General features: G+C 63.6%; 25 protein-coding genes. 17 read left to right on the top strand and 8 right to left on the bottom strand.

The genetic code is table 11. The annotated features are described in order from the left end of the window. Positions 1-2 precede the first annotated feature (2 nt). From uraD to J2X09_RS12895, 3 genes are read right to left on the bottom strand one after another with little or no spacing between them, the layout of a single operon-like run. A complete protein-coding gene (uraD, locus tag J2X09_RS12905) occupies positions 3-1,787 on the bottom strand; it encodes a 2-oxo-4-hydroxy-4-carboxy-5-ureidoimidazoline decarboxylase (RefSeq protein ID WP_204733699.1) in 1,785 nt (594 codons plus the stop codon). 10 nt (positions 1,788-1,797) lie between these two features. After that, positions 1,798-2,751, bottom strand: a complete 954-nt coding sequence (gene puuE, locus J2X09_RS12900) for an allantoinase PuuE (protein WP_204733911.1) — start codon at positions 2,749-2,751, stop codon at positions 1,798-1,800. Between the two features lie 23 nt (positions 2,752-2,774). After that, the gene (locus J2X09_RS12895; protein ID WP_204733700.1) at positions 2,775-3,449 is read right to left on the bottom strand and encodes a GntR family transcriptional regulator; all 675 of its coding nucleotides are present in this window, start codon (positions 3,447-3,449) and stop codon (positions 2,775-2,777) included. Between the two features lie 68 nt (positions 3,450-3,517). On the opposite strand from J2X09_RS12895, the gene uraH reads away from it, so the two are divergent. Continuing rightward, entirely contained in the window at positions 3,518-3,871 is a 354-nt protein-coding gene (gene uraH, locus J2X09_RS12890; protein ID WP_204733701.1) for a hydroxyisourate hydrolase, read from the top strand. A gap of 56 nt (positions 3,872-3,927) precedes the next feature. On the opposite strand, the gene J2X09_RS12885 is transcribed toward uraH, so the two are convergent. Next, positions 3,928-4,488 (bottom strand): hypothetical protein, encoded by a 561-nt coding sequence (locus J2X09_RS12885; protein ID WP_310308446.1) that lies wholly within the window; start codon positions 4,486-4,488, stop codon positions 3,928-3,930. A 172-nt stretch (positions 4,489-4,660) separates the two neighbouring features. On the opposite strand from J2X09_RS12885, the gene xdhC reads away from it, so the two are divergent. From xdhC to J2X09_RS12850, 7 genes are all read left to right on the top strand, one after another. Continuing rightward, positions 4,661-5,512 (top strand): xanthine dehydrogenase accessory protein XdhC, encoded by an 852-nt coding sequence (gene xdhC, locus J2X09_RS12880; protein WP_204733702.1) that lies wholly within the window; start codon positions 4,661-4,663, stop codon positions 5,510-5,512. A 141-nt stretch (positions 5,513-5,653) separates the two neighbouring features. Beyond that, the gene (locus J2X09_RS12875; protein WP_204733703.1) at positions 5,654-6,850 is read left to right on the top strand and encodes a urate hydroxylase PuuD; all 1,197 of its coding nucleotides are present in this window, start codon (positions 5,654-5,656) and stop codon (positions 6,848-6,850) included. Positions 6,851-6,948: 98 nt separating this feature from the next. Further along, a complete protein-coding gene (locus J2X09_RS12870) occupies positions 6,949-8,055 on the top strand; it encodes an S-(hydroxymethyl)glutathione dehydrogenase/class III alcohol dehydrogenase (RefSeq protein WP_204733704.1) in 1,107 nt (368 codons plus the stop codon). Further along, a complete protein-coding gene (fghA, locus tag J2X09_RS12865; RefSeq protein WP_204733705.1) occupies positions 8,055-8,897 on the top strand; it encodes an S-formylglutathione hydrolase in 843 nt (280 codons plus the stop codon). The genes J2X09_RS12870 and fghA overlap by 1 nt, the downstream gene beginning before the upstream one ends. 4 nt (positions 8,898-8,901) lie before the next feature. Continuing rightward, positions 8,902-9,561 (top strand): HAD family hydrolase, encoded by a 660-nt coding sequence (locus J2X09_RS12860; protein WP_204733913.1) that lies wholly within the window; start codon positions 8,902-8,904, stop codon positions 9,559-9,561. A gap of 7 nt (positions 9,562-9,568) precedes the next feature. After that, positions 9,569-9,949, top strand: coding sequence for a Rieske (2Fe-2S) protein (locus J2X09_RS12855; protein ID WP_204733706.1), 381 nt, complete (start codon positions 9,569-9,571; stop codon positions 9,947-9,949). 12 nt (positions 9,950-9,961) lie between these two features. Continuing rightward, the gene (locus J2X09_RS12850) at positions 9,962-10,942 is read left to right on the top strand and encodes a S49 family peptidase (RefSeq protein WP_204733707.1); all 981 of its coding nucleotides are present in this window, start codon (positions 9,962-9,964) and stop codon (positions 10,940-10,942) included. A gap of 24 nt (positions 10,943-10,966) precedes the next feature. Here the strand turns inward: J2X09_RS12850 and galE are convergent, their stop codons facing one another. Beyond that, the gene (gene galE / locus J2X09_RS12845) at positions 10,967-11,998 is read right to left on the bottom strand and encodes a UDP-glucose 4-epimerase GalE (protein WP_204733708.1); all 1,032 of its coding nucleotides are present in this window, start codon (positions 11,996-11,998) and stop codon (positions 10,967-10,969) included. A 4-nt stretch (positions 11,999-12,002) separates the two neighbouring features. Then, a complete protein-coding gene (locus J2X09_RS12840; RefSeq protein ID WP_204733709.1) occupies positions 12,003-13,442 on the bottom strand; it encodes a mannose-1-phosphate guanylyltransferase/mannose-6-phosphate isomerase in 1,440 nt (479 codons plus the stop codon). 131 nt (positions 13,443-13,573) lie between these two features. On the opposite strand from J2X09_RS12840, the gene galU reads away from it, so the two are divergent. Then, positions 13,574-14,458, top strand: a complete 885-nt coding sequence (gene galU / locus J2X09_RS12835; RefSeq protein WP_204733710.1) for a UTP--glucose-1-phosphate uridylyltransferase GalU — start codon at positions 13,574-13,576, stop codon at positions 14,456-14,458. Positions 14,459-14,464: 6 nt separating this feature from the next. On the opposite strand, the gene J2X09_RS12830 is transcribed toward galU, so the two are convergent. Continuing rightward, the gene (locus J2X09_RS12830) at positions 14,465-15,226 is read right to left on the bottom strand and encodes an SAM-dependent methyltransferase (RefSeq protein ID WP_310308441.1); all 762 of its coding nucleotides are present in this window, start codon (positions 15,224-15,226) and stop codon (positions 14,465-14,467) included. A gap of 35 nt (positions 15,227-15,261) precedes the next feature. Then, entirely contained in the window at positions 15,262-15,873 is a 612-nt protein-coding gene (locus tag J2X09_RS12825) for a Maf family nucleotide pyrophosphatase (RefSeq protein ID WP_204733712.1), read from the bottom strand. 36 nt (positions 15,874-15,909) lie between these two features. Between J2X09_RS12825 and J2X09_RS12820 the strand changes: the two genes are divergently transcribed. The 8 genes from J2X09_RS12820 to fabF all read left to right on the top strand — a co-directional run bounded on the left by J2X09_RS12820 (position 15,910) and on the right by fabF (position 22,400). Beyond that, positions 15,910-16,473 (top strand): YceD family protein, encoded by a 564-nt coding sequence (locus J2X09_RS12820; RefSeq protein WP_204733713.1) that lies wholly within the window; start codon positions 15,910-15,912, stop codon positions 16,471-16,473. Positions 16,474-16,653: 180 nt separating this feature from the next. Further along, positions 16,654-16,836: a 50S ribosomal protein L32 gene (gene rpmF / locus J2X09_RS12815; RefSeq protein WP_005794249.1), complete on the top strand. Its 183-nt coding sequence runs from the start codon at positions 16,654-16,656 to the stop codon at positions 16,834-16,836. Between the two features lie 133 nt (positions 16,837-16,969). Continuing rightward, complete coding sequence (plsX, locus tag J2X09_RS12810; RefSeq protein WP_204733714.1) at positions 16,970-18,031, top strand: phosphate acyltransferase PlsX; 1,062 nt, start codon at positions 16,970-16,972, stop codon at positions 18,029-18,031. Positions 18,032-18,044: 13 nt separating this feature from the next. Continuing rightward, entirely contained in the window at positions 18,045-19,022 is a 978-nt protein-coding gene (locus J2X09_RS12805; protein WP_204733715.1) for a beta-ketoacyl-ACP synthase III, read from the top strand. 37 nt (positions 19,023-19,059) lie between these two features. Then, a complete protein-coding gene (fabD, locus tag J2X09_RS12800) occupies positions 19,060-20,010 on the top strand; it encodes an ACP S-malonyltransferase (RefSeq protein ID WP_204733716.1) in 951 nt (316 codons plus the stop codon). A gap of 17 nt (positions 20,011-20,027) precedes the next feature. Next, on the top strand, positions 20,028-20,789 hold the full coding sequence (fabG, locus tag J2X09_RS12795; protein ID WP_204733717.1) for a 3-oxoacyl-ACP reductase FabG: 762 nt from the start codon (positions 20,028-20,030) through the stop codon (positions 20,787-20,789). A gap of 119 nt (positions 20,790-20,908) precedes the next feature. Beyond that, entirely contained in the window at positions 20,909-21,148 is a 240-nt protein-coding gene (acpP, locus tag J2X09_RS12790; RefSeq protein WP_204733718.1) for an acyl carrier protein, read from the top strand. A gap of 7 nt (positions 21,149-21,155) precedes the next feature. Next, positions 21,156-22,400 (top strand): beta-ketoacyl-ACP synthase II, encoded by a 1,245-nt coding sequence (fabF, locus tag J2X09_RS12785; protein ID WP_204733719.1) that lies wholly within the window; start codon positions 21,156-21,158, stop codon positions 22,398-22,400. The last annotated feature ends 7 nt before the right edge of the window (positions 22,401-22,407 follow it).

Here is a 22,407-nt window from a genome sequence, read left to right as displayed (position 1 = left end):
GTTCAGTGGCTGTGTTCGGTGGCGAGTTGGTCAAGGAGGTGCAGGAAAGCGTTCACGCACAGCTCCATGTCGTCGCTGGTCGTCGACTCCAGCGGGTTGTGGCTGATGCCGCTGTTGAGGCCGCGAACGAACAGCATGGCCTGGGGCATGACCTCGTGCAGCTTCATGGCGTCGTGGCCCGCACCGCTGGGCATGCGGTGCAGGGGGACGCCCAGGGCTTCCACGGCTTTTTCCCAGCGCGCCTGCCAGGCAGGGGCACTGGGTGCGGCGGCGGCGCGCATGGTTTCTTCGGTCTTGAGGCCAATGCCGCGCCGTTCGCAGATGGCACGCAGCTTCGCGAGGATGTCGCGCTCCAGCGCGTCGCGCTGCGCGTTGCTGGGTGCACGCAGGTCCAGCGAGAAGAGGCAGCGGCCGGGCACCACGTTGATCGACCCGCCAGGCACCTGCAGCATGCCGATGGTGGCCACAGAGTCGCCGTCGGCGGCGGCACGTTCTTCGGCATAGAGCGCCAGTTCTGCCACCGCGCTGGCGGCATCGCGCCGGCGGTCCATCGGCGTCGTGCCAGCATGGCTGGCCATGCCGACGGCTTCGCACAGGTAACGGACGCTGGCGTTGATGGAGGTGACCACGCCCAATGGCAGGTCCATCTCGTTCAGAACGGGGCCCTGCTCGATGTGCACTTCCACGAAGCCGAGGTAACGCGACGGATCGCGCTGCAGTGCGTTGATCGCTTCCAGTGTGGCGGGCAGGGCCGCGTGCTGCATGGCCTGGCGCATGCTGACGCCGTCGGCGTCCAGCTGATCGAGCCACGCCGGATTGAAGTGGCCGGTGAGGGCGCCAGAGCCGAGGAAGGTGGCCTTGTAGCGCTGACCTTCCTCTTCGGCGAAGCCGACCACTTCGAAGGCGAACGGCAGCCGGCGGCCCGCCGCGTGCAGTTGTTGCACGCAGGCCATGGGCACGAAGATGCCCAGTCGCCCGTCGTACTTGCCGCCGTTGCGCACCGTGTCGTAGTGGCTGCCGGTTAGGAGGGTGGGCGCATCGGGCGTGGCGGCGTGGTAGCGGCCCACCACATTGCCCACGGCGTCGATGTGCACCTCGTCGAAGCCACATTCGCGCATGCGCGCCGCGATATCCGCGGCACAGGCGCGGTGCGCGTCGGTCAGGTAGGTGACGGTGAGCTGGCCGTGCTCGGCGAAGCCAGGGTCGCTGTGGCGTGAGAGGTCTTCATGCCAGTCCCACACACGGTTGCCGGTGACCGGTTCGAAACCGAACTTGTCGTTCAGCCGGATCTCGGCGATGCGATGGATGTTGCGCAGGCATTCAGCGCGTTCAAAGTCCACCGGGTGGCTGAGCCGGCGTTCGAACGTGGCGATGATCTCGCGCTTGGCCAGACCGGCACCGCGCGGGCCACGCACCGCCAGAATGAATGGAAAACCGAACTTGGCGTTGTATTGCGCATTGAGCTGCTGGATGTGCGCGAATTCCTCGGGCGTGCAGTTCGTCAGGCCGGCCTTGGTCTGCTCGTTGGTGGATTCGGCGGTGAGCGACCGGGCCACCATGGCCTTGCCGGCCAGCTCGGGGTGGGCGCGGATCAGCGCGAGCTGCGCGTCCACGCCAGCGGCCGCCAGCACCTTCACCATGGCGTGCTTGAGCGCGGCCAGCGAGGGGAACGGTCGTTGCGCCAACGCCTGCTCGGCGATCCAGGGCGAGTGTTCGTAAAGACCGTCGAGCATCTGCACGGCCTCGGCCAGTGTCGCGCGGTTGAGTTGTTCCAGGGTGATGGGCATGGCGTCGGGCTCAGGCTGCGGACAGGGGGTGCGTGGTCTTCCAGTGGCGCGCGATGTCGACGCGGCGCGCCACCCACACGTGGTCGTGTTGCTGGATGTGATCCAGGAAGCGCTGCAGGGCGGTGATGCGGCCCGGGCGCCCCAGCAGGCGGCAGTGCATGCCGATGCTCATCATCTTGGGCCGATCCAGGCCGGCGGGGTCGCCTTCGGCGTAGAGGGCGTCGAAGCTGTCCTTCATGTACTGGAAGAACGGGTCGGCGTGCGAGTAGCCCTGGGGCAGCGCGAAGCGCATGTCGTTGCAATCCAGCGTGTAAGGCACGATGAGCTGGTGCGCATCGCTGCCATCGGTCTTGCGCACCTTCATCCAGAAAGGCAGGTCATCGCCGTAGTAGTCGCTGTCGTATTCGAAGCCACCGAAGTCTGCCACCAGGCGGCGTGTGCGCGGACTGTCGCGCCCGGTGTACCAGCCCAGTGGCCGGCTGCCCGTGAGGCGCTCGATCAGTTCCATGGCCTGCGCCATGTGCGCGCGTTCGGTGGCTTCGTCCACGTTCTGGTAGTGGATCCATTTCCATCCGTGGCAGGCGATGTCGTGCCCCAGTTCCTTGAACGCGGCAGTCACCTCCGGGCTGCGCTGCAGCGCCGTGGCCACACCAAACACGGTCAGCGGCAGGCCGCGCCGTTCGAACTCCCGCAGGATGCGCCACACCCCGGCCCTCGAACCGTATTCGTAGATGCCTTCCATGCTGATGTGGCGTTCCGGGAAGGCTGCGGGGTTGAACATTTCCGACAGGAACTGTTCGGAGGCATCGTCGCCGTGCAACACGCTGTTCTCGCCACCCTCTTCGTAGTTCAGGACGAACTGCACGGCAATGCGCGCGCCGCCCGGCCAGCGGGCATGGGGCACGTCGCGGCCGTAGCCGGCGAGGTCGCGAGGGTAGGGGGCTGTGGAGTCGTAGAGGGGCATGGAGGTGCGCAAAGGAGGCGGTGTCATGAAAGCGCCATGGAGATGTCGTTGGTGGGCACCTTGCGGTCGAAGGTCAGGTTTTCCTCGACGTGCAGCAGGTGCTCGTTCATGAGGCGAACGGCCAGCTCTTCGTCGCGCGCAGCGAGCGCCTTGACGATGTCGGCGTGTTCGTCGTTGGAGTGCTCGGCGGCCTGGTTGCTCTGGTACATGAGCGTGATCAGCGCGCAGCGCGAGATGAGTTCGCGCAGCAGCTCGGCGAGCACCTGGTTGCCCATGAGCTCGGCCATGCGCACATGAAAGTCGCCCAGCAGTTCGGTGCGTCCGGCCACATCTTCGTTGCTCACCGCGAGCTTCTCCTGGGCCACGTGTTCGCGCAGCGCCTTGATCTTGGCGTTCGTCACCGTCTTGACGAAGGCCCGGGTCATTTCCACCTCGAGCATGCGGCGCACGGCGAACACCTGCTGCGCTTCCTGCACGGAAGGCGTGGCCACGAAAGCGCCGCGCGCCGGCTCGAGCCGTATCAGGCGGTTCTGGGACAGCTGGAAGAGGGCCTGTCGCACGAGGGTGCGCGAGACGCCGAAGTGATCGGCCAGCTTCTGTTCTGCCAGCTTGGTGCCAGGGTGCAGACGGTGCTCCACGATGGCACGGGTGAGCGACTCGACGATGTGCAGGGTGCTGGAGGTTTCCATGCGGATCATCATATCCAGAAAAACAAAAAGTGTATACACTTTCGGTCGACCATCAATCGAACACGGAAGGAAGACCCATGGGCTTGAGCACACACGTTCTGGACACGATGCACGGCTGTCCTGCGGCCGGCATGGTGGTGGAGCTGCATACCACGCAAGGCGACCAGGCCACGCTGGTCAAGCGTTTCACCCTCAACAGCGATGGCCGCAACCCGGACGGCCTGCTGTACGACCACACCAATCTGAAGACCGGCACCTATCGTCTTGTATTCGATGTGAAGGGGTACTTCGCAGCCAGGGGCGTGCCACTGCCTGAGCCCAACTTCCTGAACCGCGTGGCGCTGGATTTCGGTGTGGCGCACGCCGACCAGCACTACCACGTGCCGCTGCTGGTGAGTCCGTGGAGCTATTCCACCTACCGTGGCAGTTGAGCGCACATGAAAAAACCCGCCATCCGGCGGGTTTGTTCATGTGAGGCAGCGCATGGTCACTTGTTGCGCTGGCCTTCGGTCAGGGTGTCGAGCTGGAATTTGCCGCTCTTGTCCCACAGCCAGACGTCGGTGTAGGTGACGCTTCCCATGCGGACCGGGGCCGGGAAAGGCGCTGCGGCGCGCACCGTGCGTTCGATCTCTCGCATCACGTCGGGCACATGGCTGGGCGCCCGCATCCAGTTGATGGTCTGCACATTGCCACGGCCGTCGACCTGCACCTGCAACACGCCCACGGCATGCATGAGGGGGGGCAGCTGACCCTTGTAGATGCGGTGGCTGTTGCGCTCGTAGATATGGCGGGCACCATCCTTGCGATAGTCCAGCGGAGAGACCGCAAGCGACACGAATTCGGGTGTCGGGAGTGTGCTGACCGGCGGCGGCGCGGGCACGGGGGCAGGGGGAGGTGGTGGGGGGGGGGGCGGTGGCGGGGGCAGCGGCGCGGCACAAGCGGCCAGCAGGGCGGCGGTGCAGAGGCCAAGCCAGCGCCAGTGCGCGCGCGGAGCTTCGGCGACGTCCGCGCACTGGGCGGGACGGGGGGCGGGAACAATGTCTCTCATGTGGCGGAACCTGTGGGTCGGGTGGGCTGCCCTGGTCTTCGGGTGGACCATATGGCAAAGCGGATGAAGTCTATGGGCGTTTTTGACAGGGCGTGCGTACAGTACGGCCGATACTGAGGGTTCTTGATTCCGATTACGTATCCATACAAGTTTTTTGACATCGGCGCCACAGATGCTCTCAGACCTTGAATCCTTTTTGCTGCGTCTTGCGACAGAGCGCGCCGTGGTGGTGACGGTCGGCGTGACACGGGGTTCCGTGCCGCGCGAAACCGGGGCGTGGATGGCGGTCTTCGGAGGCGCGACCGGCGGTGCTGTCGGAACGATCGGCGGAGGCCACCTCGAATGGGACGCAATGCGCCACGCGCGAGAGGCGCTGGGGCGCAATGGCGGTGAGCGTCCGCGCGTCTGGTCTCAGGCTGTCACGCTCGGACCGAGCCTTGGCCAGTGCTGCGGCGGGGCGTTGGTCCTGCATTTCGAGTCCGTCGACGCTTCAGACGTCGACGCATTGCGGCAACGCCTGACCCAGGGCCGGGCTCCCCTGGCGTTGTTCGGTGGCGGGCATGTGGGCCGCGCCCTGGTGCAGGCGCTGGCACCACTTCCATTCGACGTGACATGGATCGACAGTCGGGACGAAGTGTTTCCGGCCGACCTGCCGGGCAATGTGCGGGCCGAGTATTCCGAACCGGTGCAATACGCGGTGCGTGGACTGGTGAGGCGGTCCCATGTGCTCGTCATGAGCTTCTCGCATGCGGAAGACCTCGACATCGTGGCGGCCTGCCTCCTGCGCCTTCGCCAGAGCGGGGATCTGGGTTTCGTGGGCCTGATCGGCAGCAAGACCAAATGGGCCACCTTTCGCCGCCGCCTGCGCCAGCGCGGCTTCAGCGATGCCGAGCTGGCCCGCGTCACCTGTCCGATCGGTCTTCCGGGCATCGAGGGCAAGGCCCCTGCGGTCATTGCCGCCTCGGTGGTGGCGCAGTTGTTGCTTGAATGCCAGGCCACTTCGGATACGCCGGTACCCCCTTGAATGTTCTCAAAAAGTGTATACACTTTGCCGGACCGGTCGCAGCGGAGCAGGTGTTCATGACACCCAAACGCGGCCCTCAGACGACTCAGAGCGCCCGCGGTGGTGAGTCGCAAGTCCTGAACTGACCTTGCTTGAGGTGCCATGGAAACTTACCTGCTCGACTGGGCCAACCTGCTGCTCCGCTGGCTGCACGTCATCGTGGCCATCGCCTGGATTGGCTCTTCCTTCTACTTTGTCTTTCTCGACAGCAGCCTCACACCTCCCGAGGACGAGCAGCTCAAGAAGGATGGTGTGAGCGGTGAACTCTGGGCCGTGCACGGCGGGGGGTTCTACCACCCGGTGAAGTTCAACGTCTCGCCACCCAAACTGCCCGATCATCTGCACTGGTTCTATTGGGAGAGTTATTCCACCTGGCTTTCGGGCTTCGCGCTGTTCCTGGTGTCCTACCTGTGGAGCCCGAATGTCTACCTGATCGACCCGAAGGTGTTCGAATGGTCGGCACCGGTCGCGATCGCGACCGCGCTGGGTTTCCTGGTGGTGTTCTGGCTGCTGTACGACCTGATCTGCCGCACCCTCGGGCAGAAGGAAAACGGCGATGCCAAGGTCGGGGCTCTGGTGCTGGTTCTGGTGTGCCTGGCGGCCTGGCTGGCCACGCAGCTGTTCGCGGGTCGAGCGGCCTTCCTGCTGGTGGGCGCGATGATCGCCACCGCGATGAGCGCCAACGTGTTCTTCTGGATCATCCCCGGCCAGCGCACGGTCGTGGCCGATCTCAAAGCCGGCCGGCCGGTTGACCCGATCCACGGCAAGCGCGGCAAGCAGCGCAGCGTGCACAACACCTACTTCACGTTGCCCGTGCTCTTCGCGATGCTGAGCAACCATTACAGCTTCACCTACGCGCACGAGTACAACTGGCTGATCCTGATCGGCATGATGTTCGCGGGTGCGGCCATCCGCCAGTTCTTCGTCATGCGCCACGGTTACAAGCTGGGCCGCAACAAGCACCCCTGGCCTTACGCCGCGGCCGGTGTGGTGGCGCTGCTCGCGCTCATCGTCTGGCTCAAGCCCGCGCCAGTGCAGGCCGTGGCGGTGCCCGAGACGGTGAGCTTCGCGCAGATCAAACCCATCCTGGATCAGCGCTGCGTGATGTGCCATGGTGAAGCCCTCCAGTCCAAGAACATCCGTCTGGACACGGCGGAGGGTGTCAGGCAGCACGCGCAGACGGTCTATCAGCAGGCCGTGGTCACGAAGCTCATGCCCATGAACAACGCCACCGGCATGACCGATGAAGAGCGTGCGCTGGTGGCGCATTGGTTCAAGGGTGGCGCGAAGATGGATTGATTCGCGCAGCGTTTCGGGTCTTGTCGTGTCGCTCCGGAGGGCTTCTGTGATCTGCGGTAACCTCGTGACCGTTTTCACAACCTCCGAGCAGACACACCATGAAGACGCAAGCCGCCGTGGCCTGGAAAGCAGGCCAACCACTGACCGTTGAAACCGTCGACCTGCAGGGTCCTAAGTTCGGCGAAGTGCTGGTCGAGATCAAGGCCACCGGCATCTGCCATACCGATTACTACACGCTGTCGGGTGCCGATCCCGAAGGCATCTTTCCCGCCATCCTGGGTCACGAGGGGGCTGGCATCGTGGTGGACGTGGGCCCGGGCGTGACCTCGCTCAAGAAGGGCGACCACGTGATCCCGCTCTACACCCCCGAATGCCGCCAGTGCAAGTTCTGCCTGAGTCGCAAGACCAACCTGTGCCAGCTGATCCGTGGCACGCAGGGCAAGGGCCTCATGCCCGACAGCACCAGCCGCTTCAGCGTCGACGGCAAGCCCATCTTCCACTACATGGGCACCAGCACGTTCAGCAACTACACCGTCGCACCCGAGATCTCGCTGGCCAAGATCCGCGAAGACGCGCCGTTCGACAAGGTCTGCTACATCGGCTGCGGCGTCACCACCGGCATCGGTGCCGTGCTCTTCACCGCGAAGGTGGAAGCCGGTGCCAACGTGGTGGTGTTCGGTCTGGGGGGGATTGGCCTGAACGTGATCCAGGGCGCGAAGATGGTGGGTGCCGACAAGATCATCGGTGTGGACATCAACCCTGCACGCCAGGAGATGGCCCGCCAGTTCGGCATGACGCACTTCATCAACCCCAACGAAGTCGAGAATGTGGTCGATGCCATCGTTCAGCTGACCGACGGCGGTGCCGACTACAGCTTCGAATGCATCGGCAACACCAAGATCATGCGCCAGGCTCTGGAGTGCACGCACAAGGGCTGGGGCCGCAGCATCATCATCGGCGTGGCCGAGGCAGGCGCCGAGATCAGCACGCGTCCCTTCCAGCTGGTGACGGGCCGCAAGTGGGAAGGCTCCGCATTCGGCGGTGCACGTGGCCGCACCGATGTGCCGAAGATCGTCGACTGGTACATGGAAGGCAAGATCAACATCGACGACCTGATCACCCACAAGCTCAAGCTGGCCGACATCAACGAAGGCTTCGCGCTGATGAAGCGCGGCGAGTCGATCCGCGCCGTCGTGGAGTTCTGATGGCCGTGGAGACGATCAGCGAGCACCGCTGCTTCGGTGGCGTGCAGGGTTTCTATCGTCATGCATCGGGCGAGATCGGCCTGCCGATGAAGTTCGGCGTGTTTGTGCCGCCGCAGGCCGCGCACGGTCCTGTGCCGGTGCTGTTCTATCTGGCGGGCCTGACCTGCACCGAGGAGACCTTCGCCATCAAGGCCGGCGCGCAACGCCTGGCCGCCGAGCTGGGCTTGATGCTGGTGTCGCCCGATACGAGTCCGCGCGACACCGGTATCGAAGGCGCGAGCGCCGCCTGGGACTTCGGCCATGGTGCGGGCTTCTATCTCGATGCGACCGAGTCGCCGTGGTCCGCGCATTTCCGCATGGAGAGCTGGATTACGCGCGAACTGCGCGAACTCGTGCTGGCGCGGTTTCCTGCGCGTGGCGACCGCGTGGGCCTGTTCGGCCACTCGATGGGTGGACACGGTGCGCTCACGCTCGCCCTTCGGAATCCTGGGCTGTACCAGAGCGTGTCGGCTTTCGCACCGATCGCCGCGCCCACGCAGTGCCCCTGGGGTGAGAAGGCCTTCGGTGGGTATCTGGGGGCAGATCGTGCGGCCTGGGCGTCGCACGATGCCACGGAGCTCGTGAAAGGCGGAAGCAAGGCGCCCCCCTTGCTGATCGACCAGGGGCTGGCCGACAATTTCCTGGCGGCGCAGCTGCATCCCCATCTGTTCGAGGCGGCATGTGCGGCGGCGGGTCAGCCCCTGACGCTGCGCCGACACGAGGGGTACGACCACGGCTACTACTTCATCGCCAGCTTCATTGACGACCACCTGCGCCACCATGCGCAAACTCTCTGTGCCTGACTCCATGCGCCCCCGCCGATTCGACCTCATTGCCTTCGACTGGGACGGCACCCTGTTTGATTCCACCGCGTTGATCACCCGTTGCATCCAGGCAGCCGTGATCGACGTGGGTGGCGTGCCGCCCACGCGTGAGGCCGCGAGTTATGTCATCGGCATGGGGCTGATGCAGGCCCTCGCGCATGCCGCGCCGGATGTGCCTGCCAGCAAATACACCCAGCTGGGCCAGCGCTACCGGCATCACTACATGGCGGCACAACACGAACTCACCCTGTTCGAGGGTGTGCTGCCCATGCTGGCCGACCTGAAGAGCCGCCATCACTGGCTCACCGTGGCCACAGGCAAGAGCCGGGCGGGACTGGACGAGGCCTTGCATTCCGTGGAATTGCAAGGTGTGTTCGATGGCTCCCGCACCGCCGACGAGACCGCCAGCAAGCCGCACCCGCGCATGCTGTTCGAACTGATGCGCGAATTCGGCGTGGAGGCCAACCGCACACTGATGATCGGCGACACCACGCACGATCTGCAGATGGCCGTTGGCGCGGGTTGCGCGAGTGTGGCGGTGAGCTACGGTGCGCACGAGCCATCCACCTTTGCCGTGCTCAACCCCTTGCATGTGGCGCACTCGGTGAGCGAACTGCACGACTGGCTGAATACCAACGCCTGAGCCCGCCATGAACATACCCTCCGACGACCCGGTCTACGCGCTTTGCAACAGCCGGGATCTGGTCGATGGGGGGCGTGCCGTGTCCTTCGACGTGGTGTATGCAGGCCAGACCTGCCGTGCCTTTGCGATCCGCTACCAGGGGCAGCCCCACGCCTACCTGAACCGCTGCACCCATGTGGCGATGGAAATGGACTGGCAGCCCGACCGGTTCTTTGACGACAGCGGCCGCTGGCTGCTGTGCGCCACCCATGGCGCGGTGTACGAGCCCGATACCGGCGACTGCCGGGGTGGGCCGTGCCGAGGCGGTCTGGTCAAGATCGAACTCGTCGAGCAAGACGGGGTGGTTCACTGGCGGTCACAATACCACCTCAAACCCCTTGAATTCTGAGAGCTTCCGATCATGAACGACGACTTTCCCGGCCCTTCCCTCAATGGTTCCAGCGACCGCTCGCAAGGGGTGGCCTGGGAGCGTGCCACGCTGGAAAAACTGGTCTTTGCCACCATCCGGGAGCAGCAGGCCGCGCGCCGCTGGAAGATGTTCAGCCGGTTTCTCTGGCTGATCGTGTTCGGTGCCATCGTCTGGCTGGTCTATACCAACAACACCAGCACCGCGGTGAGCACTCCGCACACCGCCGTGGTGGATATCAAGGGAGAGATCGCCAGTGGTGCGGAGGCCAGCGCGGAATACGTGGTGGCTTCGCTGCGCTCGGCGTTCGAGGACGAGGGTGCGCAGGCTGTGGTGTTGCTGATCAACTCCCCCGGCGGCAGCCCGGTGCAGGCCGGCATCATCAACGACGAGATCACGCGGCTCAAAGGTCTTCACGACAAGAAGGTCTACGCGGTGGTGGAGGAGACCTGCGCTTCAGCCGCCTACTACATCGCCGCAGCCGCGGACGATATCTATGTGGACAAGGCGAGTCTGGTGGGCAGCATCGGTGTGTTGATGGACGGCTTCGGTTTCACCGGGCTGATGGACAAGCTGGGGATCGAGCGGCGTCTGGTCACCGCTGGAGCCAACAAGGCGATGCTGGATCCTTTCAGCCCGCAGGATGAAACCCAGCGGGCCTATATCCAGGCCATGCTCGGTGAAATTCATGCCCAGTTCATCGAGGTGGTGAAAAAGGGCCGTGGTGACCGTTTGAAGGAGAACGGAGACACCTTCAGCGGCTTGGTCTGGAATGGGCAGCAGGCCGTGTCGCTCGGCCTGGCCGATGGGTTGGGCAACCTCGACTATGTGGCGCGCGAGATCGTCAAGGCCGAAGAAATCGTGGACTACACGCGCCGCGAGAACGTTGGCCTTCGCCTGGCCAAGCGGTTCGGTGCGAGCGTGGGCGAAGGCATCTTCTTCGCGGCCCGTGCGGCCGGTGTCCAGCTGAAGTGACGGATGCGGGGCGGCAGGGCCGCCTCAGCCCCTGTAGCCTCGCGGGTTGCTGCTCTGCCAGCGCCAGGTATCGGCGCACATGTCGTCCAGCGTGTATCTGGCCTGCCATCCCAGCAGGCGCAATGCCATGGCGGGGTCGGCCCAGCACTGCGCCACGTCGCCTGCGCGGCGAGGGGCGATCTGGTAAGGCACCTTCCGGCCGCTGGCTTTCTCGAAGGCGCGCACCACATCCAGCACACTGTGCCCGCTGCCGGTGCCCAGGTTCACCGTGAAGCTCTCGCCCCGGGCCAGCAAGGCCTTGATGGCCGCAACGTGGCCTGCTGCCAGATCCTGCACGTGGATGTAGTCGCGCACGCCGGTGCCGTCAGGCGTCGGGTAGTCATTGCCATACACATTCAGGTGTTCACGCTGGCCCACGGCCACCTGCGCCACGTAGGGCATCAGGTTGTTGGGAATGCCTGTCGGGTCCTCGCCAATCAGGCCGCTGGGATGGGCGCCCACGGGATTGAAGTAGCGCAAGATGCCCACGCGCCAGGCCGGGCGGGCGGTACACAGCGCCGTGAGCATGTCCTCGATGACCAGCTTGGTGTGGCCGTACGGGTTGGTGTGGCTGCGCGGGAAGTCCTCGGTGATCGGGACCGTGGCCGGATCGCCGTACACCGTCGCGCTGCTGGAGAACACCAGCGTGGGCGCGATGGACCCGTCCTCGGCGTGCAGGGTCTCCATGGCACGCAGCAAGCTGACTGCGCCACCAATGTTGTTGTGGAAGTACTTCAGTGGCTGAGCCACGCTTTCGCCGACCGCCTTGTCCCCGGCAAAGTGGACGACACCGGCGGGACGATGGCGGCGCAGCACGCCTTCGAGCCATGCCGTGTCCAGCACGTCACCTTGCTCCAGCGTCAGGGGCTGGCCCGTGATGCGCGCCAGGCGGTCCAGCACCAAGGGCTGGCTGTTGGCGAAGTTGTCGAGCACCACGGGTTCGAAGCCCGCCTCCACGAGAGCCACGGCCGTGTGGCTGCCGATGTAGCCGGCACCGCCGGTCAACAAGATCTTCATCGGGTCACTTCCTGTCGGCGGGAGCAGGTTGTCGGCCGTAGATGTCCTCCAGCCGGACGATGTCGTCCTCTCCGAGGTAGCTTCCTGATTGCACTTCGATCATCTCCAGCGTCATCTTGCCGGGGTTGTGCAACCTGTGCACCTCGCCGATCGGGATGTAGGTGGACTGGTTTTCCGACAGCAGGTACACCTCCTGTCCACGCGTCACCTCGGCCGTGCCCTTGACGATGATCCAGTGCTCGGCACGGTGGTGGTGCTTCTGCAGGCTCAGTGAAGCGCCTGGCTTCACACCGATGCGTTTGACCTGGAAGCGTTCTCCCATATCGACACTGTCGTACCAGCCCCAGGGGCGTGCCACACGGCGATGCATGGCAGCCTGCGGCACCTTGCACTGCGCCAGGTGGCTGACCACGTCCTTCACCTGCTCGGCCTGGTCTCGATGGGCCACCAGCAAGGCGTCCGGCGTGTCGATGATGAGCAGGTCCTGGGTGCCCAGCGCCACGACGGTGCGGTCCGGTGCGTGGATGAAGGTGTTGCGGGCTTTCAGGGCATGCCCTTGGCCGGTGACGCGGTTGCCCTCGCCGTCTGCCGCGCCGAGTTCGGCAACGGCGTTCCAGCTGCCGACATCACTCCACAGCCCTTTGAAGGGGACCACTGTCACATTGTCATGGGGCTCCATGACGGCGTAGTCGATGCTCTGGGAGCGACAGGCGAGGAAGGGTTCTGCTTCCGGGCGAACGAAATGGATGCGGTTGACCTTGTCCTGCCGAGGCTGGGCCATGGCCTTCTCGCACGCTTGAAGGATGTCGGGTGCGTGCTGCGCAAGCGCGGCGAGCAGCGTGCTCGCCCGGCTCAGGAAGATGCCCGCGTTCCATAGCACGTTGCCTTGCAGCAGCAGGGCCTGGGCCGCGGCCGGAAGGGGCTTCTCGATGAAGCGGGCCACTTTGCGGCTGCCATCGCTTCGTTCATCGCCTTGTTGTATGTAGCCATAGGCGCTGCTGGGGAAGCTCGGCATGACGCCGAATGTGACGATGGCGCCCGCCTCCGCTGCCGGGACACCCTGCCGAATGGTTTCGGCAAAAGCCTTGGTGTCTGGGATGTGGTGATCGGAAGGGCAGAACAGCAGCAATGGGTCTGCATCATTGACTGCGCGAGCAAGCAGCGCAGCCAGGGCCATGGCGGCTGCGGTGTTGCGCGCCGCCGGCTCCAGCAGAACCTGCCCAGGCACATTTTCAGCTTCGATGGCGTCGGCCACAAGGAAGCGGTGATCCTCCGAGGCCACGCAGATCACGGGGTTGTCGCACCAGGCCAGTCGGTCCAGAGTCAGTTGCAGCAGGCTCTTGTCGCCCACCAGTGGGACAAATTGCTTGGGGAAACTCTGGCGGCTCAGGGGCCACAGCCGGGTGCCGGAGCCGCCGCAAAGGATGACGGGTGTGATGCTCATGCGAAGTAAATGGGTTGAGGTGTGGAAATTGCCCGCCAGACGCTGTTGTAGTTTAGTCATTTGGTGGACGTCGGCGCGGCTGCCGTTACCATGTTGAGTCTTTCTTCACGAACGAGCGAGTACAAGTCAAGATGACGATCCGCAAAGCCGTATTCCCCGTGGGTGGCCTGGGCACCCGATTCCTGCCTGCCACCAAGGCGATCCCGAAAGAAATGCTGCCCGTGGTGGACAAACCACTGATGCAGTACGCGGTGGAAGAAGCCTATGCGGCTGGTATCCGCGAGATGATCTTCGTGACCGGGCGGCACAAGCGCGCGATCGAAGACCATTTCGACACGGCGTACGAGCTGGAGATGGAGTTGCAGGCTGCTGGCAAGTCTGCCTTGCTGGAGTTGGTGCACTCCATCAAGCCCGACGACATGGATTGCGTCTATGTGCGGCAGCCTCGCGCGCTGGGTCTGGGCCACGCCGTGCTCTGTGCGGAGCGTCTGGTGGGCAACGAGCCCTTTGCTGTTCTGCTTGCCGACGACCTGATGATGGGCAAGGACCAGGTCCGGGGCGGTGCCACCGTGTTGCAGCAGATGGTGCAAGCCTATGAGTCCAGCCCGGGCACGGTGCTGGCTGTGCAGGATGTTCCGCGCGAGGAAACCCGCCGCTACGGTGTGGTCGACGTGCATGGTGCTGGGTCGGCGCTGGCCGAGGTTTTTGCGATGGTGGAGAAGCCCGCACCCGAAGTGGCACCGTCCACGCTCGCCGTGGCAGGCCGCTACATCCTGACGCCAGCGGTGTTTGAAAGCATTCGCCAGCAGCCCCGAGGCGCCGGTGGTGAGATCCAGCTGACCGATGGCATTGCAGCACTGATCGGCAAGGAAAAGGTGCAGGCCTTCCGCTATGACGGCAAGCGCTACGACTGCGGTAGCAAGGAAGGCTTCCTGGAGGCCACCATCGATCTGGCGCTGGCCAATATCGAACTCAGCGGCTCGGTGCGAGCCCACCTCAAGCGCCTCGGCGTCTGATTGCGGCTATCGGCCCAGCAGGAAAACGCAGGGCGCGTCCAAGGGAACGTCATTCGCCAGGTTCGGACTGCGTTTCCATTCGCTGACCACCGCGCTGCGGCATACCTGCTGCGGCAAGGTCAGTGCGCCGCACACTGCCAGACGTGTGTGCGGATGCAGGGCGTGCAGGAGTGCCTGTAGCAATGCGGTGTTTCTGTAAGGGGTCTCAATGACGATCTGCGTCTGCCCGGTCTTCAGTGCCAGCGCTTCCAGCTCTTTCAGGCGCCTGGCGCGTTCGCTGGCTTCTTGTGGCACATAGCCGACAAAAGCAAAGCTCTGCCCGTTGAGCCCGCTGGCGGCCAGTGCGAGCATCAGCGAGATCGGGCCCGTGAGCGGTACGACGCGGATGTTCTGGGCGTGCGCTGCCCGGACGATGGAGCTCCCTGGGTCGGCAATGGCGGGCATGCCGGCTTCGCTGACCAAACCCATGTCGCTTCCGAGCAGGGCGGGTTCGAGCAACGCGCGAGCTTGAGCGTCCCCTCCGGCCTGCGGGGCATGATCGCCCTTCTTGTGCGCGGAACGTGGCAATTCAACGATCTGTTGCGACTGCAATGGTGCGGCCAGGCTGGCCACCGCGTCGACCCGCTTGAGGAAGGCGCGGGTGCTCTTCGCGTTCTCGGTGATCCAGTGAGTAACGCGGCTGGCCACCTCCAGTGTTTCGGCGGGCAGCCAGGTGGAGGGGGACACTGGCGTGGCATCCTGAATGCCGAAGTCCAGTGGGGTGGGCACCAGGAACAGAGTGCCGCGCGGTGAAGAATGAGCACTCACAGTACGCGAACTCCTGCGGCACGGATCATCCGACAGGTGCGAATCAGTGGAAGACCGACAAGGGCCGTCGGATCGTCGTTGTCGATGCGCTCCAGCAGCGCAATACCCAGGCCTTCGCTCTTGGCACTGCCCGCGCAGTCGTAGGGCTGTTCGCTGCGAAGGTAGTGCTCGATCTCCTCGTCGCTGAGGTCACGGAAGACCACGCGAACGGCGGCGATGTCGCTTTGTTCGAACCCTGTGGATGCACACACCACCGCCAGCGCGGTCTGAAACACAACCGTCTGGCCACGCATCCGCCTCAGCTGGGCCACGGCGCGTTCGTGGGTGCCCGGCTTGCCGAGCGGCTCTCCTGCCAGATCGGCGACCTGATCACTGCCGATCACCACGGCCTGAGGATGACGCCGCGCCACGTCGCGGGCCTTTGCGATGGCAAGGCGCAGCGCAAGGTCGGCCGGTTTCTCACCGGGCTGGGGCGTTTCGTCCACGTCTGGTGCGATGGCCTCGAATGGCAGGCCCAGGCGCGAAACCAGTTCGCGGCGGTAGCGTGAAGTTGATCCCAGGATGAGGGCTCTGGATTCGGCTTGGGAGGATGGGGGGGCGGACGTCATGAGCGCATTTTCCCTGTATTCTTTTACACTGCCCGCATGAAAGACACCCCCAAGACGGCCTGGAATCCCAGGCGGCTGGACATGAAAGCCTTTGCCCAGGCAGGCGATAGCATCAGCGGCGAAGTGCCGCTCTCCGGATTCGTACGTCTCGGCGCAGACATTCACCCCGATGGATCGGGGGAGCTTCCGCCCGTTCGCTGGAAAGCTCGGGGCGAAATGCGAGCCTCGACATCGGGTGGACCACCCGATGTCTGGCTGCAACTCGAGGCCGATGCATTGGTGTCACTGACTTGTCAGCGCTGTCTGGCCCCGGTCGCGACGCCACTGGTGGTGGATCGCTGGTTCCGTTTTGTCGCAGACGAAGCCACGGCGGAGGCGCAGGACGACGGTTGCGAGGAAGACCTGCTGGCGCTCGAGCCCCGGCCCAACCTGCTGGATGTGCTGGAAGACGAGCTGCTGATGGAGTTGCCGCTGGTGCCCATGCATGAGGTGTGCCCCGCCTCGGTTCTCGCGGGTTTGTCGGCGTCCGCTGATGGGGGCGACCAGGATGCGCCACCCCCGAGAAACCCGTTTGCTGCGTTGGCCAAGCTGAAAAAGTGAGGCAAGGGAGCGCCATGGGCACGCCACTGGCGGCAACTGCGCCTTCGGGCTATAATGCTTGGCTTTGCGCTGGTATCCATTTGCACGTCGATGTGCCCGGGTCAGGCGCGCAACCGGTTGGACGGAGCGAGGCTCCGTTTTTGCCACCCCGTTTGACCCTACCGATTTCAGGAGCCCACCATGGCTGTTCAGCAAAACAAAAAGTCTCCCTCCAAGCGCGGCATGCACCGTTCGCACAACGCGTTGAACGTTCCCGGCATTGCCGTGGAGCCGACCACTGGCGAAACCCATCTACGCCACCACATCAGCCCCAACGGTTTTTACCGTGGGCGCCAAGTCCTGAAAAACAAGTCCGAAGCCTGATGGCGGGTCGCCACAGGCCCTGCCGCGAAATTGCGGGCAGGGGCTTGGCGGCCATTGAGACCCGGGCCCGCATGCTGCATGCGGGCTTTTTTCATTCTTGGGGCGTTAAAAGCGCCCGACCCGGGGTGTTTTCATGATCACCGTCGCCGTCGATTGCATGGGGGGAGATGTCGGACCGGATGTCACCATGCCGGCCAGCCTCGCCTTTCTGGAGGCTCATCCGCAAGCGCAGTTGCTGCTGGTTGGGCAACCTGATGCGTTGGGTGCCTGGCCGCAGTTGCTGGGCAATCCGCGCTGTAAGTTGGTGCCGGCCAGCGAGGTTGTCACCATGGACGATCCGGTCGAGGTGGCGTTGCGTCGCAAGAAGGACTCTTCGATGCGGGTGGCCATCAACCAGGTGAAGGATGGCGTCGCACAAGCGGCGGTATCGGCAGGCAATACCGGGGCCCTGATGGCCATTGCCCGGTACGTGTTGAAGACCATGGACGGTATTGATCGCCCCGCCATCGCCACCCAGATGCCCAATGCACGCGGAGGTGCCACCACGGTGCTTGACCTTGGTGCGAACGTGGATTGTTCTGCCGAGCATCTTTTGCAGTTCGCCGTAATGGGCTCGGCTCTGGTGGCGGCCGCCACGGGCAGGCAGGAGCCTAGCGTTGGCTTGCTCAATGTCGGGGAGGAGGTCATCAAGGGCAGCGAAGTCATCAAAAAAGCGGGTATCTTGCTTCGAAATGCATCGACATCCGGTGATTTGAACTTCTTCGGCAATATTGAAGGTGATGATGTTTTCAAGGGAACCACCGACATCGTGGTCTGTGACGGGTTTGTCGGGAACGTGGCCCTCAAGGCGAGTGAAGGCCTTGCCTCGATGATTAGTGGTTTTATCCGGGAAGAGTTTTCGAAGAGCATTTTCCGTAAAATTGCGGCAATTGTCGCTTATCCGGTTCTAAAATCATTCAAAAATCGGGTTGATCACCGTCGCTACAATGGCGCAGCCCTGCTGGGGCTTCGGGGGCTTGTGTTCAAGAGCCATGGCTCGGCCGATGCGTTCGCGTTCGAACAGGCGTTGAACCGGGCTTATGATGCGGCCCACAACAAATTGCTGGACAACGTGCGGGAGCGCATTGCCCATGCCAGGCCTCTGATAGCACCAGAGCCTGTGGCCAGCGAACTCAAGAGCATCTCGACTTTCTGATCGATCCATCCGCATGACAAGCTACGCCCGCATCGCTGGCACTGGGAGTTGCCTTCCACCCCAACGCCTGACCAACGCCGACATGGTGGCGATGCTGGCGCCACGTGGGGTGGAGACCAGCGACGAGTGGATCGTGGAGCGCACCGGAATCCGGGCGCGGCATTTTGTGGGCGAGGGGGTGTACGCCAGTGACCTTGCTGCCCAGGCCTGTCGCGAGGCTATGAAGGCCGCCCATGTGCAACCCACCGAGATCGACCTGATCATTGTCGCCACGTCCACGCCAGACATGGTGTTCCCTTCGACGGCGACCATACTGCAGCACAAACTGGGCATTGCCGGTAGCCCGGCATTCGATGTGCAGGCCGTTTGCACGGGTTTTATCTATGCGCTGACGGTGGCGGATGCCATGATCCGCTCCGGAACTGCAAGCAAGGCGCTCGTGGTCGGTGCGGAGATTTTCAGCAGGTTGCTGGACTTCAACGATCGCACCACCTGTGTGTTGTTTGGCGACGGCGCTGGTGCGGTGGTGCTGGAGGCTTCGGAGTCGCCCGGCATTCTCGCCACTGATATCCATGCAGACGGTAAGCATACGGGCATTCTTTGCGTGCCTGGCCACGTCTCGGGTGGACAGATCCTTGGTGACCCCTTGCTCAAGATGGATGGACAGGCAGTCTTCAAGCTGGCAGTGGGTGTGCTGGAGGAGACGGCGCGCGCCACGCTGGCCAAGGCTGGCAGGACCACCGACGATATCGATTGGCTCATTCCGCATCAGGCCAACATCCGGATCATGCAGAGCACGGCGCGGAAGTTGAAATTGCCGCCGGAGAAGGTCGTGGTCACTGTCGACCAGCATGGCAATACCTCGGCCGCATCCATTCCTCTGGCGCTCGACCATGCGGTGCGCCAAGGCCACGTCAAGAGGGGTGACACATTGATGCTGGAAGGCGTTGGTGGCGGATTCACCTGGGGTTCCGTTCTGCTGGATTTCTGAGTGACACCTGCGTCACTCAGCCTGAACTGCTATTGCGATGAAAAACTTTGCTTTTGTATTCCCCGGACAGGGCTCCCAGGCCGTGGGAATGCTCGATGCCTGGGGTGAGCATGCTGCCGTCCGGGAAACGCTTCAGGAAGCGTCGGATGCCATGGGGGAGGATCTGGGGAAACTGATTCACGAAGGGCCGGCCGACGTGCTGGCCATGACCGTGAACACCCAGCCTGTGATGCTGGTCGCGGGTGTCGCCGCCTGGCGCGTGTGGCGCGCCGAAGGCGGTGCCTTGCCTGCTGTGGTGGCGGGTCATTCGCTGGGGGAGTATTCCGCACTGGTTGCTTCTGGGGTGCTGACGCTGGCCCAGGCTGCTCCTCTGGTGCGCTTCCGTGCACAGGCCATGCAGGAAGCCGTGCCGGTGGGCACGGGTGCGATGGCGGCCGTGTTGGGCTTGAATGCCGCTGGCGTGGTCGCCGGTTGTATCGAAGCCCAGACCAGTTTCGGGCCAGGCAGCGCCGAGGTGGTCGAGGCCGTGAACTTCAACGATCCCGCACAGACCGTGATCGCGGGCAGCAAGGCGGCTGTCGAGAAGGCCTGTGAAGTGCTCAAGGCGCAGGGAGCCAAGCGCACTTTGCCTCTACCAGTGTCTGCCCCGTTCCACTCCAGTCTGATGAGACCTGCTGCCGAACGTTTGAAGGAAAAGCTGGCCGCTACCTCCTTGGGATCACCGCAGATCCCTGTGATCAACAACATCGATGTGACGGTCGAATCCGATCCTGATCGGATTCGTGATGCGCTGTACCGGCAGGCTTTCGGGCCGGTGCGATGGGTCGAGTGCGTGGAAGCCATCAAGGCTCGAGGCCTCGATACCGTGATCGAATGTGGTCCCCGCAAGGTGTTGACCGCCATGGTCAAACGTGTGGACCCTTCGCTGAATGCGGGTGCACTGTTCGATCCCGCCACCCTTGCTGAGGTGAAGGCCCTGTTGGCCTGACCCTGGAGAATCCATTCATGTCTGAAATCAAGTTTGCAGGCCAGGTGGCCTTGGTAACCGGTGCCTCTCGAGGCATCGGTGCGGCCATTGCGCTGGAGCTGGCCGCGCGCGGCCTGATCGTGATTGGCACGGCGACCAGCGATGACGGTGCCGCGCGCATAGGGTCTACTCTGGCTGCTGTACCGGGCGCAGCCGGTGGCTGCCGCGGTGCCCGGCTGGATGTGAACGACGCTTCCGCTGCAGAAGCCTTGATCGATGAAATCGTCAAGGCGCATGGCGGTTTGCAGGTGCTGGTAAACAACGCCGGCATCACGCGCGACATGCTCGCCATGCGTCTCAAGGATGAGGACTGGGACGCCGTGCTGGACACCAACCTCAAAGCGGTTTTCCGCATGAGCCGCGCGGTCATCCGCCCCATGATGAAGCAACGCTACGGCCGAATCGTCAGCATCACCAGTGTCGTTGGCGCGTCGGGCAATGCCGGGCAGGCCAACTACGCGGCTGCGAAAGCTGGCGTGGCGGGCATGACGCGTGCGCTGGCGCGGGAACTGGGGAGCCGCAACATCACGGTGAACTGTGTCGCCCCCGGCTTCATCGAAACCGATATGACGGCGGCCTTGCCGGAGGAACAGCAGAAGGCGCTGCTGGGACAGATTCCTCTCGGCCATCTCGGCAAGCCAGCCGACATCGCGCATGCGGTGGCCTATCTCTCGAGTCCCCAGGCTGCGTATGTCACCGGGCAGGAGTTGCACGTCAACGGCGGGATGTTCATGTCCTGAGCCTGAACGGGCATTCATTCTTCTTTTGCGCCGTGCCGCCGCCCGGCGGGCCATCCGGGGTGATATCTTCGGCGCGGCTAAAATGGCGGTCTGTAATTCAACCACCCTTAGAGGGACCTATGAGCGATATCGAAGCACGTGTTAAGAAAATCATTGCCGAACAACTCGGTGTGGAAGAGGGGCAGGTCACGAATGAAAAGGCTTTCGTGGCAGACCTGGGTGCCGATTCGCTGGACACGGTTGAACTGGTGATGGCTCTGGAAGACGAGTTCGGTATCGAAATTCCCGACGAAGAAGCCGAGAAGATCACCACGGTCCAGAAGGCCATCGATTACGCCCTGGCCCACCAGAAGGCCTGAAGCACAGATGAGCCGTCGCCGAGTCGTTGTGACCGGCCTGGGTTGCGTCAGCCCCGTGGGTAACACGGTGGCCGATTCCTGGGCCAACCTCCTGGCAGGTCAATCCGGCATTGACTTCATCACGAAGTTCGACGCGTCGAACTTCGCCTGCAAGTTCGCAGGGGAGGTCAAGGGGTTCAATCTGGAGGAGTACATCACCGCCAAGGAAGCGCGGACGATGGATACCTTCATTCATTACGGCGTGGCTGCCTCGATGCAAGCGGTGGCAGACTCCGGCTTGCCTACCGGGGAGCATTTGGGCGACGAACAAGCGACGCGCATTGGCTGTGTGATCGGCTCGGGCATCGGCGGTCTGCCGCTGATCGAGGAAACGCACACCGAATTGCTCAATCGCGGCCCGCGACGGATCACGCCATTCTTCGTGCCTGCCTCGATCATCAACATGATTTCGGGGCACGTGTCGATGAAGTACGGCTTCAAGGGGCCGAACATTGCCATCGTCACGGCCTGTACCACCGGCCTGCATTGCATTGGTGAGGCTGGCCGCATGATCGAGTACGGCGATGCAGATGTGATGATCGCCGGGGGCGCTGAAGCCACCGTGTCTCCGCTGGGTATCGGTGGCTTTGCCGCGATGCGAGCGCTGTCCACACGCAACGACGATCCCAAGACCGCCTCGCGTCCCTGGGACAAGGACCGGGACGGTTTCGTCCTGGGTGAAGGCGCTGGCGTGATGGTGCTCGAAGAGTATGAGCACGCGAAAGCGCGCGGTGCAAAGATCTATGCCGAGCTCGGGGGGTTTGGGATGAGTGCCGACGCCGGGCACATGACGGCACCCAACATGGATGGACCACGCCGTGCGATGTTGAGTGCGTTGCGCAATGCGGGCGTCAATCCCGATCAGGTGGATTATCTGAATGCCCATGGCACGTCCACTCCGCTCGGCGATATCAATGAAAGCAACGCCATCAAAGCCGCACTGGGGGACCATGCGCGGAACATGGTGGTGAGTTCCAGCAAGTCGATGACGGGACACCTGCTCGGCGGCGCGGGCGGTATCGAGTCGGTGTTCACCGTTCTGGCTCTCCACCATCAAAAGGTGCCGCCGACCATCAACATCTTCAATCAGGATCCGGAGTGCGATCTGGACTACTGCGCCAATACGGCGCGGGACGCAAAGATCAACGTGGCCCTGAAAAACAACTTCGGCTTCGGCGGGACCAACGGCACGTTGGTTTTCAAGCGCGCCTGAACGCTCT

The sequence above is a fragment of the Hydrogenophaga laconesensis genome (assembly GCF_031457235.1).
In the GTDB taxonomy this organism is placed as follows: Bacteria; Pseudomonadota; Gammaproteobacteria; order Burkholderiales; family Burkholderiaceae_C; genus Hydrogenophaga; species Hydrogenophaga laconesensis.
This window is presented reverse-complemented; position numbering and strand designations above follow the sequence as displayed.